The 16253-nt window shown below is 69.8% G+C and carries 17 protein-coding genes; 5 read left to right on the forward strand and 12 right to left on the reverse strand.

Translation table 11 applies throughout. The features are described from left to right. Positions 1-3: 3 nt before the first annotated feature. From gap to uvrC, 5 genes are all read right to left on the reverse strand, one after another. The gene (gap, locus tag AB0L91_RS00210; protein ID WP_355281305.1) at positions 4-1020 is read right to left on the reverse strand and encodes a type I glyceraldehyde-3-phosphate dehydrogenase; all 1017 of its coding nucleotides are present in this window, start codon (positions 1018-1020) and stop codon (positions 4-6) included. Positions 1021-1222: 202 nt separating this feature from the next. Then, positions 1223-2206, reverse strand: coding sequence for a DNA-binding protein WhiA (whiA, locus tag AB0L91_RS00215; protein WP_019047780.1), 984 nt, complete (start codon positions 2204-2206; stop codon positions 1223-1225). Continuing rightward, entirely contained in the window at positions 2197-3243 is a 1047-nt protein-coding gene (gene yvcK, locus AB0L91_RS00220) for a uridine diphosphate-N-acetylglucosamine-binding protein YvcK (protein ID WP_357345143.1), read from the reverse strand. The genes whiA and yvcK overlap by 10 nt, the downstream gene beginning before the upstream one ends. Further along, on the reverse strand, positions 3240-4196 hold the full coding sequence (gene rapZ / locus AB0L91_RS00225) for an RNase adapter RapZ (protein WP_357345141.1): 957 nt from the start codon (positions 4194-4196) through the stop codon (positions 3240-3242). Before rapZ ends, yvcK begins: the two co-directional genes overlap by 4 nt. 119 nt (positions 4197-4315) lie before the next feature. Further along, the gene (gene uvrC / locus AB0L91_RS00230) at positions 4316-6304 is read right to left on the reverse strand and encodes an excinuclease ABC subunit UvrC (protein WP_365006722.1); all 1989 of its coding nucleotides are present in this window, start codon (positions 6302-6304) and stop codon (positions 4316-4318) included. A 99-nt stretch (positions 6305-6403) separates the two neighbouring features. Between uvrC and AB0L91_RS00235 the strand changes: the two genes are divergently transcribed. Then, on the forward strand, positions 6404-6823 hold the full coding sequence (locus AB0L91_RS00235; protein WP_355281311.1) for a hypothetical protein: 420 nt from the start codon (positions 6404-6406) through the stop codon (positions 6821-6823). A 16-nt stretch (positions 6824-6839) separates the two neighbouring features. On the opposite strand, the gene AB0L91_RS00240 is transcribed toward AB0L91_RS00235, so the two are convergent. Continuing rightward, on the reverse strand, positions 6840-7532 hold the full coding sequence (locus AB0L91_RS00240; RefSeq protein WP_365006723.1) for an HAD-IA family hydrolase: 693 nt from the start codon (positions 7530-7532) through the stop codon (positions 6840-6842). 124 nt (positions 7533-7656) lie between these two features. Here AB0L91_RS00240 and AB0L91_RS00245 point away from each other — a divergent pair, with 124 nt between their 5' ends. Further along, a complete protein-coding gene (locus AB0L91_RS00245; protein WP_365006724.1) occupies positions 7657-9603 on the forward strand; it encodes a gamma-glutamyltransferase family protein in 1947 nt (648 codons plus the stop codon). Here AB0L91_RS00245 and AB0L91_RS00250 read toward each other — a convergent pair. The 5 genes from AB0L91_RS00250 to AB0L91_RS00270 all read right to left on the reverse strand — a co-directional run bounded on the left by AB0L91_RS00250 (position 9600) and on the right by AB0L91_RS00270 (position 13155). Further along, positions 9600-9947, reverse strand: a complete 348-nt coding sequence (locus AB0L91_RS00250; RefSeq protein WP_365006725.1) for a GNAT family N-acetyltransferase — start codon at positions 9945-9947, stop codon at positions 9600-9602. The genes AB0L91_RS00245 and AB0L91_RS00250 overlap by 4 nt on opposite strands. 208 nt (positions 9948-10155) lie before the next feature. Beyond that, complete coding sequence (locus AB0L91_RS00255) at positions 10156-10650, reverse strand: PH domain-containing protein (protein WP_365011115.1); 495 nt, start codon at positions 10648-10650, stop codon at positions 10156-10158. Positions 10651-10652: 2 nt separating this feature from the next. Continuing rightward, positions 10653-11129: a 6,7-dimethyl-8-ribityllumazine synthase gene (ribH, locus tag AB0L91_RS00260; RefSeq protein WP_355281318.1), complete on the reverse strand. Its 477-nt coding sequence runs from the start codon at positions 11127-11129 to the stop codon at positions 10653-10655. Between the two features lie 31 nt (positions 11130-11160). Then, complete coding sequence (locus AB0L91_RS00265; RefSeq protein WP_355281319.1) at positions 11161-12405, reverse strand: bifunctional 3,4-dihydroxy-2-butanone-4-phosphate synthase/GTP cyclohydrolase II; 1245 nt, start codon at positions 12403-12405, stop codon at positions 11161-11163. A gap of 126 nt (positions 12406-12531) precedes the next feature. Then, positions 12532-13155, reverse strand: a complete 624-nt coding sequence (locus tag AB0L91_RS00270; protein ID WP_355281321.1) for a riboflavin synthase — start codon at positions 13153-13155, stop codon at positions 12532-12534. 541 nt (positions 13156-13696) lie between these two features. Between AB0L91_RS00270 and AB0L91_RS00275 the strand changes: the two genes are divergently transcribed. Beyond that, entirely contained in the window at positions 13697-14167 is a 471-nt protein-coding gene (locus AB0L91_RS00275) for a hypothetical protein (RefSeq protein WP_357345129.1), read from the forward strand. 13 nt (positions 14168-14180) lie between these two features. On the opposite strand, the gene rpe is transcribed toward AB0L91_RS00275, so the two are convergent. Then, a complete protein-coding gene (gene rpe, locus AB0L91_RS00280; protein ID WP_355281522.1) occupies positions 14181-14834 on the reverse strand; it encodes a ribulose-phosphate 3-epimerase in 654 nt (217 codons plus the stop codon). Between the two features lie 98 nt (positions 14835-14932). On the opposite strand from rpe, the gene AB0L91_RS00285 reads away from it, so the two are divergent. Further along, on the forward strand, positions 14933-15355 hold the full coding sequence (locus tag AB0L91_RS00285; RefSeq protein ID WP_355281324.1) for an anti-sigma factor: 423 nt from the start codon (positions 14933-14935) through the stop codon (positions 15353-15355). Continuing rightward, complete coding sequence (locus tag AB0L91_RS00290; RefSeq protein ID WP_355281326.1) at positions 15355-16230, forward strand: RNA polymerase sigma factor SigF; 876 nt, start codon at positions 15355-15357, stop codon at positions 16228-16230. Before AB0L91_RS00285 ends, AB0L91_RS00290 begins: the two co-directional genes overlap by 1 nt. Positions 16231-16253: the final 23 nt, after the last annotated feature.

The raw sequence follows: 16253 nt of genomic DNA on the forward strand, positions 1-16253 counted from the left end.
CGGTCAGAGCGACTTGCCGACGAGGCCGATGAGGTCGGCGAGGCGGTTGGAGTAGCCCCACTCGTTGTCGTACCAGGACACGACCTTGACCTCGTTGCCGATGACCTTGGTCAGCGGGGCGTCGTAGATCGAGGAGTGCGGGTCGGTGACGATGTCGCTCGACACGATCGGGTCCACGTTGTACTTGAGGATGCCCTGCAGCGGGCCCTCGGCGGCGGCCTTCATCGCGGCGTTGATCTCGTCGATGGTGGCCGGCTTCGCGAGGGTCGCGGTGAGGTCGGTGACCGAGCCCGTCGGGACCGGAACGCGCAGCGCGTAGCCGTCCAGCTTGCCCTGCAGCTCGGGGAGCACCAGGCCGATGGCCTTGGCGGCGCCGGTGCCGGTGGGCACGATGTTCAGGGCCGCGGCGCGGGCGCGACGCAGGTCCTTGTGCGGCGCGTCCTGCAGGTTCTGGTCCTGGGTGTACGCGTGGATGGTGGTCATCAGGCCCTGGACGATGCCGAACTCGTCGTTGAGGACCTTGGCGATCGGGCCGAGGCAGTTGGTGGTGCACGAGGCGTTGGAGATGATGTTCTGGCTGCCGTCGTACTTGTCGTCGTTGACGCCCATCACGATGGTGATGTCCTCGCCGGAGGCCGGCGCGGAGATGATGACCTTCTTGGCGCCCGCGGACAGGTGGCCCTTGGCCTTGGCGGCGTCGGTGAAGATGCCGGTGGACTCCACGACGATGTCGACGCCCAGGTCGCCCCACGGCAGCGCCGACGGGCCTTCCTTGATCGCCAGCGCCTTGATGCGCTGCTCGCCCACGACGATGACGTCACCGTCGACGGAGACCTCCTGCGGCAGCCGACCCAGGATCGAGTCGTACTTCAGCAGGGTCGCCAGGGTGTTGATGTCGGTGAGGTCGTTGACCGCGACGATCTCGATATCGGTCTTGCCGACAGCCTTCAGCGCCTCCACCGCACGGAAGAAGTTACGTCCGATACGACCGAAGCCGTTGATACCTACCCGGACAGTCACGTTATCGCTCCTCAGCTTTCAAGCGGATTCATTCCGACGGGAACCACAGTAGTAGCCGTCACCTGCTTCACGACAGCCACCTGTGATTTGTGAGGTTCCCGGCCCCCTGCCTGCGGGAACCACAGAATAAAGGGCAGAGCGATCATGCATGACCGCTCTGCCCTAAACGTCGGATTCGCCACAGCGCGCGGCGAATGCCGCCCTACGCGTCGTCGAGCAGCTCCGCCGTCACCGCCGACTCGGTGTCGGGAATGCCCAGGTCCTTGGCCCGCCGGTCGGCCATCGACAGCAGGCGCCGGATCCGGCCCGCCACCGCGTCTTTCGTCATCGGCGGCTCGGCCAGCTGACCCAGCTCCTCGAGCGAGGCCTGCCGGTGCTGGACCCGCAGCCTGCCCGCGGCGGCCAGATGGTCGGGCACGTCGTCGGCGAGGATCTCCAGCGCCCGCTCCACGCGCGCGGCCGCGGCCACGGCCGCCCTGGCCGAACGCCGCAGGTTGGCGTCGTCGAAATTGGCGAGCCGGTTCGCGGTGGCCCGCACCTCGCGGCGCATGCGGCGCTCTTCCCAGGTGAGCCGGGTGTCCTGCGCGCCCATCCGGGTGAGCAGGGCACCGATCGCCTCGCCGTCGCGCACCACGACCCGGTCGGTGCCACGCACCTCACGGGCCTTGGCGGTGATCCCGAGGCGCCGGGCCGCACCGACCAGCGCCAGCGCGGCCTCCGGCCCGGGGCAGCTCACCTCGAGCGCCGAGGACCGGCCCGGCTCGGTCAGCGAACCGTGCGCGAGAAACGCTCCGCGCCAGGCCGCTTCGGCATCGCCGATACTGCCGCCGACCACCTGGGCGGGCAGGCCGCGGACCGGGCGTCCGCGCACGTCGAGCAAACCGGTCTGGCGGGCCAGCGCCTCGCCCTCCTTCGACACCCGCACCACGTAGCGGGAGGTCTTGCGCAACCCACCCGCACCGAGCACGTGCACGTCGGAGCCGTACCCGTAGAGCTCGAAGATCTCCCGGCGCAGTCGTCGCGCGATGGAACCCATGTCCACCTCGGCCTCGACGATCACCCGGCCCCCGACGATGTGCAGACCACCCGCAAATCGCAGCAGGGCCGACAATTCCGCCTTACGCGAGCTGACCTGCGACACCACGAGCCTGCTCAGCTCGTCCTTCACCTCGGCTGTCATCGCCACGAGACGCGCTCCTTTCCCACCGACCCGGAACGCACATCCGATCCCGTGTGCCGTCCCTCGACTCGAAGCCCTGCCAGTTGCGGCCGCGGCGCCCGGATCAGCTGATCCAGTGCGGCGGCAAGTTTTCCGGGATGATGCCGATCCGTTCCCGGCTCGGCGACATCGCTGAACGTTACCCGTGCACGCAACTGTTCGGCGGCTCTTGCCACATGTTCCCGTTGCCGCCCCTCGGGCACCGACGCCGAGTCGACGAGCACGTCGTCGACCGCGAAATCCGGTGCGTGCTGGGACAATACATGCAGATGACGTTCGGCGGAAAAGCCGGCCGTCTCCCCCGGCTCGGCGGCCAGGTTCAACACGAGCACCTTGCGCGCCCTGGTGTGCACCAGCGCGTCGTGCAGTTGCGGCACCAGCACATGCGGGATGACGCTGGTGAACCACGAACCCGGGCCCAGCACAACGACATCCGCGTGCTCGATGGCCGAGGTGGCCTCGGGGCTGGCAGGCGGATCGGACGGAATCAGCCGCACCCGCCGGACCTTACCCGGCGTGGTCGCCACCGCAACCTGACCGCGCACACTGCGCCCGATCCGCGGATCCGACTCCAGGCCCGACACTTCGGCCTCGATGTCGAGCGGGACCGGCGACATCGGCAGCACCCGGCCGGTGATCCGCAGCAGTCTGCCCACCTCGTCGAGCGCGGCCACCGGATCACCGAGGACATCGGTGAGGCCGGCCAGGATCAGATTGCCCACCGAGTGACCGGCCAGTGCCCCGGTGCCACCGAAGCGGTGCTGCACCGTGGTGGTCCACACGCCGTCGGCGTCCTCCGACAGCGCGGCCAGCGCCATCCGCAGGTCACCCGGAGGCAGCATGCCCAGCTCACCGCGCAACCGGCCCGAGGACCCGCCGTCGTCGGCGACCGTCACGACCGCGGTGATCCGCCTGGTCAGCCTGCGTACCGCGGTCAGGGTCGCGTAGAGCCCGTGTCCGCCGCCCAGCGCGACGACGGCTGGGTCGGCTTCCCATCCACTCATTCGCGCCCCAGATCCCGGTGCACGACGCGGACGACGTCCACGGCCGCGTGCCCGGTATCGGCGCCGATGCGCTCACCGAGCGCCTCGGCGATCGCGACGCTGCGATGTTTGCCGCCGGTGCACCCCACTGCCACCGTCATGTATCGCTTCCCCTCTTGCCGGTATCCGGTCGTGGTCAGGTCGACGAGATGGTGGCAGGTCTGCAGGTAGTCCTGCGCGCCGGGCCTCGACAACACGTAGTCACTGACCACCGATTCCTGCCCCGTGTGTTCCCGCAGCTCGGGAATCCAGTGCGGGTTGGGCAGGAATCGAACGTCCAACACCATGTCGGCGTCGAGTGGAACACCGTACTTGAACCCGAACGACTGCACGGTCAGTTGCAGCGCGGCGGGCGCGCCCGCGCCGTAGACCTCCTCCAGTTTGCGGTGCAGCTGGTGGATCGACAGCTCGGTGGTGTCGATGACGACATCGGCGGCCGCCTTCACCGCCGCGAGCCGGACCCGCTCGGCGGTCAGGCCGGCCGAGAGCGTGCCGTCGGGGCTGTCGCTCTGCAGCGGGTGCCTGCGGCGGGCGAAACCGAAGCGCCGGATCAGCACGTCGTCGGAGGCCTCGAGGAACAGCACTCTTGTCCGGATGCCCGCCGAGCGCAGGTGCTCGGTGACGCCGGAGAGGTCACCGGTGAAGAAGCGGCTGCGCACGTCCATGACCAGCGCCAGGCGCCGGACCGGTGGTTCGGCCGCGGCGCCGAGCTCGATCATCCGCCCGATCAGTTCGGGCGGCAGGTTGTCGGTGACGTACCAGCCGAGATCCTCCAATACGCGCGCGGCGGTGCCGCGGCCCGCGCCGGACAAGCCGGTCACGATGACCACTTCTACTGGTTGCTGTGGATCGGGGACCGCCCCGGCCTGTCCGGGTACCGCCCCCGCATTGTTGTTCGATTCGACGCGTGTCATGTCCTACCGGATCCGTTTCTGGGTGCCTTTCGATCATCCCGCACCGGTTCGGGTATCGGGCGCAGACACACAACGTACGGCACTCGCAATGTTGCGTCCTGCGATCCGCCCCTCCCGCGCTACGGGCTGTTCAGTGCTTCCAGCACTGCTTTCGCCGTGGAGACGCCGATGCCGGGCACCGATGTGATCTCGTCGACAGTCGCGTCCTTGATCCTGGCCACCGAGCCGAAGTGGGTGACCAGCGCGGTGCGCCTCGCCTCGCCCAGCCCCTTCACCGAGTCCAGCGCCGATGCCGTCATCCGGCGCGAGCGCTTGCTGCGGTGGAAGGTGATCGCGAAGCGGTGCGCCTCGTCGCGCACGCGTTGCAGCAGGTAGAGCGCTTCGCTGTTGCGCGGCAGGATCACCGGGTCGGGTTCGCCCGGCACCCACACCTCTTCCAGCCGCTTGGCCAGGCCGATCACCGCGACATCGGTGATGCCGAGTTCGTCGAGCACCTCGGCGGCCGCGGCGACCTGCGGCGCGCCGCCGTCGACGACGTAGAGGTTGGGCGGATAGGCGAAGCGGCGCGGCTTGCCGGTGGTCGGGTCGACGCCGGGACGTGAGGTCGGCTCGTCGGCCTCGTCGGGCTCGACATCGACGACCTGCTGCCGGTCCTTGGCGAGCCGGGCGAACCGGCGGCGGGTCACCTCGGCGATGCTGCCGACGTCGTCGGAACGGCCGTCACCGGCCGCCTCCTTGATCGCGTAGTGCCGGTAGTCGGACTTGCGGGCCAGGCCGTCCTCGAAGACCACCAGCGAGGCGACCACATCGGTGCCCTGGACATGGCTGATGTCGACGCACTCGATCCGCAGCGGCGCGCTGTCCAGATCGAGGAAGTCCTGGATGTCCTGCAGGGCTTGGGATCTGGAGGTCAGATCGCCGGCGCGCTTGAGTTTGTGCTGGGCCAGGGCCTCGCCCGCGTTGCGCTGCACCGTCTCGGCCAGCGCCTTCTTGTCGCCGCGCTGCGGGATGCGCAGCGAGACCGCCGAGCCGCGCAGCCTGCTCAGCCAGTCCTGGATCTCCGCGGCGTCGGCGGGCAACTCGGGGACCAGCACCTCGCGCGGGACGACCACCACGTCCCGATCGGCGTTCTGCTCGGCCATCGCGGCCTGCTCGCCGTAGAACTGGGTGAGGAACTGCTCGACCAGCGCCGCGAGCTCGGTACCGGATTCGGCGACGTCGAGCGCGTCACCGGACTTGTCGACCACCCAGCCGCGCTGGCCGCGCACCCGCCCGTCGCGGACGTGGAAGATCTGGACGGCGGCTTCGAGTTCGTCTGTGGCGAAGGCGATCACGTCGGCGTCGGTGCCGCTGCCGAGCACGACCGCCTGCTTCTCCAGCGCCCGGCGCAGTGCCTGGACGTCGTCGCGCAGGCGGGCGGCGGTCTCGAAGTCGAGATCGTCGGCGGCCTCGTGCATGCGCCGTTCCAGCGCGCGCACCATCCTGTCGGTCCGGCCGGAGAGGAAGTCGCAGAAGTCGTCGACGATCTGGCGATGCTCGTCCGCGGTGACCCGGCCGACGCACGGCGCCGAGCACTTGTCGATGTAGCCGAGCAGGCAGGGCCGCCCGATCTGGTTGTGCCGCTTGAAGACTCCGTTGGAGCAGGTGCGCGCGGGGAACACCCGCAGCAGCAGGTCGAGGGTCTCGCGGATCGCCCAGGCGTGCGCGTAGGGACCGAAGTAGCGGACGCCCTTCTTGCGCGCGCCGCGATAGACGAACAGCCGCGGGTACTCCTCGTTCAGCGTCACCGCCAGCACCGGGTAGGTCTTGTCGTCGCGGTAGCGGACGTTGAACCGCGGATCGAATTCCTTGATCCAGTTGTATTCGAGCTGCAGCGCCTCGACCTCGGTGGACACCACGGTCCACTCGACGCTCGCGGCCGTGGTCACCATCTGCCTGGTCCGCGGGTGCAGCGAGTACACGTCGGCGAAGTACGAGTTCAACCGGCTGCGCAGGCTCTTGGCCTTGCCGACGTAGACGACCCGCCCGTGCGCGTCCCGGAACTTGTACACACCGGGTTCGACGGGAATTGTGCCCGGCGCCGGCCGGTACGTCGCGGGATCTGCCACCCATCCAGCCTAGCGAGCGCGTCCGACAGACCCACACCGCCGACCGGGTGCCACGGCGGTGCGCCGAGCCGGGAAACCCACCTGTGTAGCGTGGTCGGCGTGACGAACGCGCCCACCGCCCCCGCCCCCGCCGACGACGACCTGTTCGACGAGGCGACCCCGGCGGGCGTGATGCCGGGCAGCGTGCGCGGTGCCAGGTTGATCGCCGCCGTCGCGGCGCTGGTCGGCGTCGTGCTGATCGTGATCACGGTCGCGCTCGGGACGAACGGCTCGCTCGCCACCCTGCTGGCGGGCTACCTGCCGACCTTCGCCCTGGTGCCACTGATCGTGCTGTTCGGGCGGGGCGGCGAGCTGATCAGGAAGGCCGCGGTCGGCGTCGCCGGAATCGCGGGCCTGGTCTCGTGCACCGGGATCCTCACCGGACTGCCCCCTGGCGCGGTCGGCATCGTCGCCAACGGGGCGATCGTCGCCCTGCTGCTGCGCCCCACCGCTCTCGCCTGGTTCACCCGCGAGCGCTGAGCCCGCTCCGCGTCGTTCAGGCGTCGAGCCGGACGCCGTGCGCGCCGAGCGCCTCGATCAGGGCGCGTGGGCGCTCGGCCGTCGGCAGCGGCTCGACGAGGGCGAACCGGGCGCCGAGCGCGGCGGCGCCGCCGTCGGCCTCGGCACTGTCGCCGATCATCAGCACCCGTTCCGGCTCGACGCCGAGGCGGTCGGTGGCGTCGCGGAAGATCGCGGCGTCCGGCTTGACGGCGCCGATCTCGTAGGACAGGGTCATCGCGCCGACCAGGCCGTCCCAGCCGTGTTTCGCGAAGGCGGGGCGGATGTCGAAGGCGATATTGCTGACGATGCCGATCGGAATGCCCTGGGCGGACAGGGCTTCCAGCACGGTGCCGGTGTCGGGGTACGGGGTCCAGGCCAGCGGGTCGATGAGGCGGTCGTAGAGGCGCGCGGCGTGGGTGCCGGGAACGCCGGTGCCGCGCAGCACCTCGAGGTAGGCGTGCCGGTGCAGGGCCGGGTCGAGATCGCGGTGGTCCCAGGCGTGCTGGCCCGCCGCGTCGAAGGTCATGAACTGCTCGACGGGGGCCGTCATCCGGCGCAGCACTTCGGCTTTCGCCGCGACGTCGAACGGGGTGCCGTCGTCGCCGACCAGTTCGTCGGCCCAGGTCCGGTCGTCCTCCAGCCGGAAGACCGTGCCGGAGAAGTCGAACAGCACCGCGTCGATATCCATGTCGCCAGGGTAGCGAGGCCGCGGCCGGTCGCCGGGGGAAAACTGGTTCGTCTACCGAACATTCGCGCGGCCGTCACCGAGAAATAATCGGCGGGGCCGGGCCGCGCGGGGTTACGCTGCCAGGATGACGCCAAGGCGACAGACGTGGATCGGGGCCGCGGCGGCCGGAGTCCTCACGGTGGGTCTGCTGACGGGCTGCTCGTCCGGCGACACCGCGGCGGCCGAGTGCACCAGCACGCCGAACGGCACGCCCGTCTCGGCCGCTCCGGCGACGAACGCCCCGACCTCGCAGAACCTCAGCACCAACCCGGAGATCGCGTCGGGCTACCGCGCGGACATGACCGCGGTGCGCACCCGCACCTACGCGGTCTCCACCGCGAACCCGCTGGCCACCGAGGCCGCGTGCCGGGTGCTCCGGGCCGGCGGCACGGCCGCCGACGCGCTGGTCACCGCGCAGGCGGTGCTCGGGCTGGTCGAACCGCAGGCCTCCGGCATCGGCGGCGGCGCCTTCCTGGTGCACTACGACGCGAAGTCGCGCACCGTCGAGACCTACGACGGCCGCGAGACCGCACCCGCCGCGGCGACCGAGAACTACCTGCGCTGGGTCAGCGACACCGACCGCACCGAACCCGCTCCGAACACCCGCGCCAGCGGTCGCTCCATCGGGGTGCCCGGCGTGCTGCGGCTGCTCGAACTCGCCCATCGCGAGCACGGGCTGACCGCGTGGAAGGAACTGTTCGATCCCGCGATCGGCCTGGCCGACAGCGGCTTCGAGATCAGTCCCCGGCTGGCGGGCCAGATCGCCGAGTCGGCCAAGGATCTGGCGGCCGACGAGGGTGCCCGCGGGTATTTCCTCGAAGCCGACGGCTCCCCCAAGAAGTCCGGCACGGTGCTGACCAATCCGGCCCTGTCGAAGACGCTGTCGGCGATCGCGGGCGACGGCGCGCAGGCGTTCTACAGCGGCGCCATCGCGCAGGACATCGTCGAGGCGGCGGGCAGCACGGCGGGCGGGCGCACGCCCAGCCTGCTGACCACCAGCGATCTGGCCGGCTACCAGGCCAAGAAGCGCACCGCGCTGTGCACCGGCTACCGCAAGTTCGAGCTGTGCGGCATGCCCGCGCCGTCCTCGGGCGGCAGCACGGTGGCCGCGACGCTCGGCATCCTGGCCAACTTCGACATCCCGTCGCTGCGTCCGCAGGACATCGACGCCAACGGCGGGCGGCCCGACGCCCAGGCCGTGCACCTGATCTCCGAGGCCGAGCGGCTCGCCTACGCCGATCGCAACAAGTACGTCGCCGACCCGGATTTCGTTCCGCTGCCCGGCAATTCGGTGCTGTCGCTGGTGCACCCGCAGTACCTGAAGCAGCGGTCGACGCTGATCGACCCGCAGCGCAGCATGGGCACCGCCAAGCCGGGCGATCTCGGTCCGGTCCCGCTGGGCAACGGCCCGCAGCCGCCCGAGCACGGCACCAGCCACATCTCCGTCGTCGACAAGTACGGCAACGCCGCCGCCATGACCACCACGGTCGAGTCGGCCTTCGGGTCGTTCCACTTCGTCGACGGCTTCGTGCTCAACAACCAGCTCACCGACTTCGCCGCCGACCCACTCGACCCGGACGGCACGCCGGTCGCCAATCGGCTGCAGCCGGGCAAGCGCCCGCGCAGCTCCATGGCGCCCACCCTGGTCTTCGACCGCGACGACGCGGGCAACCGCGGCGACCTCGCCCTCGTCACCGGCTCCCCCGGCGGCTCGGTGATCATCCAGTTCGTGGTGAAGACCCTGATCAACACCCTGGACTGGGGCCTGGACCCACAGCAGGCGGTCTCCGGCGTCTCCTTCGGCGCCGGCAACACCCCGGTCACCGGCGTCGGCGGCGAACACCCCGACATCGACGCCACCGACAACGGCGACCACGATCCCCTCGTCCAGCGCCTGCGCCAGATGGGCCACCAGGTCTCGGTGGCCCCGCAATCGAGCGGCCTGAGCGCCCTGCAACGCGACGGCAAGGACGGCTGGATCGGCGGCGCCGACCCCCGCCGCGAAGGCGCCGTCCTCGGCGACACCCGCTAGCGTTCCAGTCCCATCGGATACAGTTCGACCTCGGCCACCCGCAGCGGTTCGGTCACCCGGAATCCGAACCGCTGGTAGAACGGCACATTCGACGCCCGGGTCGCCACCAGGAACGCGGGTGCGGCGACGGCGTCGAGGCGCCGCCGGATCAGCTCGGCCGCGTGCCCGCGGCCCTGCCGGTCCGGGCGAGTGCCGATGGTCGCGAGATACAGGTGCGGCTCGTGCGGCCGGGTGCTGTCGATGCCGCGCAGCGCGGGCAGTGCCCTGGGCAGGCTCCGGCCGAGGGCGCGCAGCAGCGTGATCCGCTTGGCGAGCGCCGACTCGACGCCGGGTGTCTCCCACATGGCGACGGCCGCGACGGCCCGTCCTCGTCGTGGGCGAGGTCGACCGCGCCCTGCCGCTGCCGAGAGGCCAGCCGCGATTCCCACAGCAGCGGCAACGCCTTCCGGCGCCGTGCCGGGTCCGGCCAGACGTAGCTCATCAACGGATCGTCGGCGAAGGCGGCGGCCAGGACCTGCGCGGGCGTCATGCTCGCGAGACTACCGAGACCGGTCAGTCCGGGGTGGACGTGTACTTGGCGCCGAGGTCGCGGAGGCGTTCGATGGCGTCGGCGGCGTGGGCCTTGTCGTTGGAGCGGATCGCCAGCATGGGGACGTAGTCGTCGTCGGCGAGTTCGAGGCGGGCCCAGGACTTGCGGTCGGGGAAGGACGCGCCGCGGATGTAGGACCAGGGGTACTCGTGGTCGCCGAGGATGTTGCGGACCGAGACGCCCGCGGCGCCGGCGCGCACCCGGGGGCGGGTCAGCAGCAGGACCGCGCCCGCGCCGAGGACGCCGATCAGGATCATCGCGATCTGGTCGGCGAACCGGAAGTTCACGCCGGTCGAGCCGGTGCGCAGCAGCAGGCCGCCGAAGGTGAAGAACACCAGGATGACGATCGCGACGGCCACCGCGGTCCGGATCGCCCGGCGCGGACGCACCTCGAACTCCCAGGCTTGCCCGGGTTCGGGGGCACTCGCGCCGCGTCGCCAGGTCCGCACCACCGGCACGGTCACGCCGATCGCAGCGCGCGCAGCGTGAGCGCGGCGTCGAGGGCGGCGGCGCAGGCCTGCTCGCCCTTGTCCTCCGCCGAGCCGGGCAGCCCGGCGCGGTCGCGCGCCTGCTCCTCGTCGTTCGTGGTCAGCACGCCGTTGGTGACGGGGGTGGCCGCGTCCAGCGAGACCCGGGTCAGACCCGCCGTCACCGCGTCACAGACGTACTCGAAATGCGGTGTGCCACCACGGATCACGACACCGAGCGCGACAACGGCGTCGTGCGTGCGGGCCAGTTCCTGGGCCACCACCGGCAGTTCCATCGCACCGGCGCAGCGCACCACGGTCACCTGCTCGACGCCGGCTTCCTTCGCGACCCGCTGCGCGTTGGCGACGAGGGTGTCGCAGATCTCGGTGTGCCAGCGCGAGGCGACGATGCCGAGTTTGACGTCTTTGGCCTGGGCCAGCGCGAAGGACGGGACACCCGTGCCGCTCATCGTTGCCGCCTTTCGGGAGTATGCGTGGTGATCACTGCGCGGTCTCGCCCAGATCCAGGTCGTCCAGGCCGATCAGATCGTGGCCCATCCGGTCCCGCTTGGTCCGCAGGTAGTGCAGGTTCTCGGCGTTGGCCCGCAGCGGCATCGGCACCCGCTCGGTGATCCGCAGGCCGTAGCCGTCGAGCCCGACGCGCTTGGCCGGGTTGTTGGTGAGCAGGCGCATCGACCGGATGCCCAGGTCGACCAGGATCTGCGCGCCGGTGCCGTAGTCGCGCGCGTCGGCGGGCAGGCCGAGGTCGAGGTTGGCGTCGACGGTGTCGCGACCGGTGTCCTGCAGCTGGTAGGCCTGCAGCTTGTGCATCAGGCCGATGCCGCGACCCTCGTGCCCGCGCATGTAGAGGACCACGCCGCGGCCCTCGGCGTCGACCATCTCGAGCGCGGCGTCCAGCTGCGGACCGCAGTCGCAGCGCAACGAACCGAAGACGTCGCCGGTCAGGCACTCGGAGTGCACCCGCACCAGCACGTCCTCGCCGTCGCCGATGTCGCCGCGCACCAGCGCGACGTGCTCGGCGTCGTCGAAGATGCTCTGGTAGCCGACCGCCTTGAAGTCACCGTGCGCGGTCGGGATCCGGGCCTCGGCCACCCGCACGACGTGCTTCTCGTGCTTGCGCCGCCAGGCGATCATGTCGGCGATCGAGATCATCGCCAGGTCGTGCTCGTCGGCGAAGACCCGCAGCTCGTCGGTGCGGGCCATGTGGCCGTCATCCTTCTGGCTGACGATCTCGCAGATCACGCCCGCCGGGCGCAGACCGGCCATCCGGGCCAGATCGACCGCCGCCTCGGTGTGGCCGGGGCGGCGCAGCACGCCGCCGTCCTTGGCGCGCAACGGCACCACGTGACCGGGCCGGGTGAACTCGTCGGCCTTGGCCTGGGCGCTGGCCAGCAGCCGCATGGTGACCGCGCGGTCGGCGCCGGAGATGCCGGTGGTGATGCCCTCGCGCGCGTCGACCGAGACGGTGTAGGCGGTGCCGTGCTTGTCCTGGTTCATCGCGTAGGCGGGCGGCAGGCCGAGCCGGTCGCAGTCGTCGCCGGTCAGCGGCACGCAGATGTAGCCGGAGGTGTAGCGGATCATGAACGCGACCAGCTCCGGGGTGGCCTTCTCGGCCGCGAAGATGAGATCGCCCTCGTTCTCACGGTCCTCGTCGTCCACGACGACGACAGCCTTACCGGCCGCGATATCGGCGACCGCGCGCTCGATGCTGTCCAACCTGGTCACGTCTGCTTGCTCCGTAATCTTGGCGGCCGGGGCCGCGTGTTCCTCGGCCGCACGGCCTCGATTCGCATCGGATACCACATTACGGCGTGCGATCGGGGGTTCCGATGACCGCATGCCGCCTGGTGGTCATCCGCGTTGGGCGAGTCGCTCCACATACTTGGCGATCACGTCGACCTCGAGATTCACCGTGGTGCCGACCGGGGCGGTGCCCAGCACGGTCAGCGCCAGCGTGGTCGGGATCAGCGACACCTCGAACCAGTCGCGCGTGCCGTCGGCGGCGGGCTCGTCGGCGATGCCGAGGCCGGAGACCGTGAGGGAGACGCCGTCCACGGTGATCGAGCCCTTCTCCACCACATAGCGCGCGATCGCGTCGGGCAGCGAGATCCGCACGACCTCCCAGTTCTCGGACGGGGTCCGCGAGAGCACGGTGCCGGTGCCGTCGACGTGGCCCTGCACGAGGTGACCGCCGAGGCGGCTGTTGAGCGCCGCGGCCCGCTCGAGGTTGACCCGGGAGCCGGTGACCAGGGCACCGATGCTCGACCGGTTCAGCGTCTCCGCCATGACGTCCACGGTGAAGCTGTCGCCGTCGACCACGTCGACCACGGTCAGGCAGACACCGTTGACGGCGATCGAATCGCCGTGACCGGCATCGGAAGTCACCAGCTTGCCGCGGATCGTCAACCGGGCGGCGTCGGCCAGCTGTTCGGTGGCGACGATCTCGCCCAGCTCTTCGACGATCCCTGTGAACATGCCTGCACTCCCTTGTCGCGTCATCCGTACCCGTTGGGCCCAACAGCAGGTGCGTGGCCGCTATTCCCGGCGGTACCCGCTCGCGCACAGCCTAGTGGCGGGGCGAGTGAGCCTCGACGGGTCGGGGTCGAATCGGACCGCGAGCATGATCGAACCGACGGAAACGAGCACCACCGCATCGAACGGTCGGCAAACAGACATCGACATGACGCAACCCCACCGTTAATCATTCCGGTGGTAATCGTTCAATCGAATTTTCGGCGAACCGGTCGCGCCCATTCACCCGACGGCTCTAACCTGGCTTTACCCCGGAATTCCGAACTCGAAACACGGTGATTCGAATGCTTGCGCCGATGATGCCATTGACGCAATATTGTTACGTCACCGATTCTCGCCGTTCAACTGATGATCATGGGCAGGTCGGTGGCGCATCCGACCTGCGGCGAGACCGTGGGGAGTTCGACCCAGGGATAGTCCACCACTCCAGGAAGTCAGACAACACTGTGGGTCACAACAGGTTCGAAAGATGTGGGGGTGCCGCGTGAGCACATTGGTCGATTCCACGCTGGAAATTCGGTGCGTCCGTTATCGGCGCGAACTCCATCTGCCCGCGACGATCGATCCGGATTCCCGTCGCATTCTGCTCCAGATCGGCGCGCATTACGGCGCGGTCACCATGCCGGGTGATCTCGGCGAGCGCGTGCAGGCCCGGTTGCGTGGCGCCGCGATCGCGGGCCCGGTCGTCGACCATCCGCGGGCCAGGCGCTGGACGTTCCTGACCGGCCCGTGCCGCCCCGATACCCTCACCACCACCGCGTCCGCCGAGCTGTTCCGCCTCTACGCGACCGTCGCCTGCACCGGCAGCCAAATCGTGCTGCCCTCGCCCGACGACGAGCGCACCGGCTACCGCACCTGGGTGCAGGCACCGGAGGCCGCCGACAACCGGCCCCCGCTGCACGCCGTGATCGACGCCGCGCGCGCCCTCGGCACGCGCAAACTCCGCTCCCTGTAACCGAATTCGCGTTCTACAGCCAGGCCGACGTCGCCATGCTGCGCAGTGTCTGCACGGCGGCGCCGGGATCGGCGGTGTTGTAGACGGCCGAGCCGGCGACGAAACAATCGATGCCCGCCGCGGCGGCCTGTTCGATGGTGTCGGTATTGATGCCGCCGTCGATTTCCACGACGAGCCGCAACTCGCCCGCGTCGACGAGATTACGGACGATCCGCGCCTTCTCCAGCACGCTCGGGATGAACGACTGCCCGCCGAAGCCGGGTTCCACGCTCATCACGAGCAAGGTGTCGAATTCCTTCAGGATTTCCAGGTACGGCTCGATCGGGGTGTTCGGCTTCACCGAGAGCCCGGCCTTGGCGCCGGCGGCACGGATATCGCGGGCCACCGCGATCGGATCGTCGGTCGCCTCGGCGTGGAAGGTGACGTTGTAGGCGCCCGCCTCGGCGTAGCCCGGCGCCCAGCGACCCGGGTCGTCGATCATCAGGTGGCAGTCGAACGGGATGTCGGTCGCCTTGAGCAGGCTCTGCACGACCGGCAGGCCGAGTGTGAGGTTCGGCACGAAATGGCCGTCCATCACGTCGACGTGGAGCCAGTCGGATCCTTCGACAGCGGCGGCCTCGGCGGCCAAATTCGCGAAGTCCGCAGACAGGATGGACGGGGCGATCATCGGCACGGCCGGGCGGGTGAACGTCGGTGTGGACACAGCGCGCAAGTGTAGCGACCAAATGGTGATTGCCCTGCCGGGATGTGGGTAGCCTCCATAGGGTGACCAATTTTTCGGCGGAACAAGGGCTGTTCAGCGCCCCGGTGGAGATTCGCGTAGCAGCATCGCTGACCCAGCTGCCGATCCTGCGCGGGCTGGCCGAAACCCTGGTCCTACTCAGCGATTTCACCCTCGACGAGGTCGCCGACGTGCGCCTGGCCGTGGACGAGGTCTGCTCGACCCTCATCGCGATCGCCGCGCCCGATTCGGCGCTCACCTGCGAATTCGTCGTCGGTGACACCGAACTGCTGGTGCGCGTCGACGGTGTGGCCGCGGCCGAGGGCATGCCCGACCAGCGCAGTTTCGGCTGGCACGTGCTGCGCACGCTCAGCGACGAGGTGAGCGCCGACCAGCAGGGCTTCGACGCGGCCGTGTCCGGCTATCCGACGACGGTCCGATTCCGTCGGGTCCGGGGGAAGGCGTAGTGCACGGCGAGGACACCACCGAAGACCACAAGCCCGACCAGGAAACCCGCGCCGACACCACCACCGAACCGGAGAACCCCGCCGAGGACACCGTCGACGACACCGAGACCGAGGAGCCGGTCTCGGGCTACGACGACGTCAGCGCCCTGTTCGAGCGGCTCGCGGCGACCGCGCCCGGCAGCGTCGAGCACGCCGTGGCGCGCGACGCGCTGATCAACCGCTGCATCCCGCTGGCCGATCACATCGCCAGGAAGTTCAGCGGCCGCGGCGAACCGTTCGACGATCTGTCGCAGGTGGCGCGCGTCGGCCTGGTGCACGCGGTGGACCGGTTCGACCTGAGCCGTGGCTCGAACTTCCTGTCGTTCGCGGTGCCGACGATCATGGGCGAGGTCCGGCGCTACTTCCGCGACAACACCTGGGCGATGCGAGTTCCGCGGCGGGTCAAGGAGACTCACCTACGCATCGGGGCCGCGGTCGACCAGCTCTCGCAACGGCTGGGCCGCTCCCCCACCGCGAAGGAGATCGCGGCCGAGCTCGACGTCGACCCCGACGAGGTCACCCAGGCCGTCATCGCGGGCAACGCGTATCAGCCCACCTCGATCGATGCCGCCTCGGTCGGTCGCGACAGCGACGCGTCCCTGCTCGACACCCTGGGCGAGGAGGAGTCGCAGTTCGACCGGGTCGAGGAGTACATCGCGGTGCGCCCGCTGCTGGCGGGGCTGCCCGAACGCGAACGCCGCATTCTGACGATGCGCTTCTTCGAATCGATGACCCAGACCCAGATCGCCGCCCAGCTGGGGATCTCCCAGATGCACGTCTCGCGCATCCTCGCGAAAACCCTTGCCCGCCTGCGCGAACTGTCCGAACGGGACTGAGTTCCCCGTCGCGCCGGGACAAC

It is taken from the genome of Nocardia sp. NPDC051833 (assembly GCF_040681225.1).
Lineage (GTDB): Bacteria > Actinomycetota > Actinomycetes > Mycobacteriales > Mycobacteriaceae > Nocardia.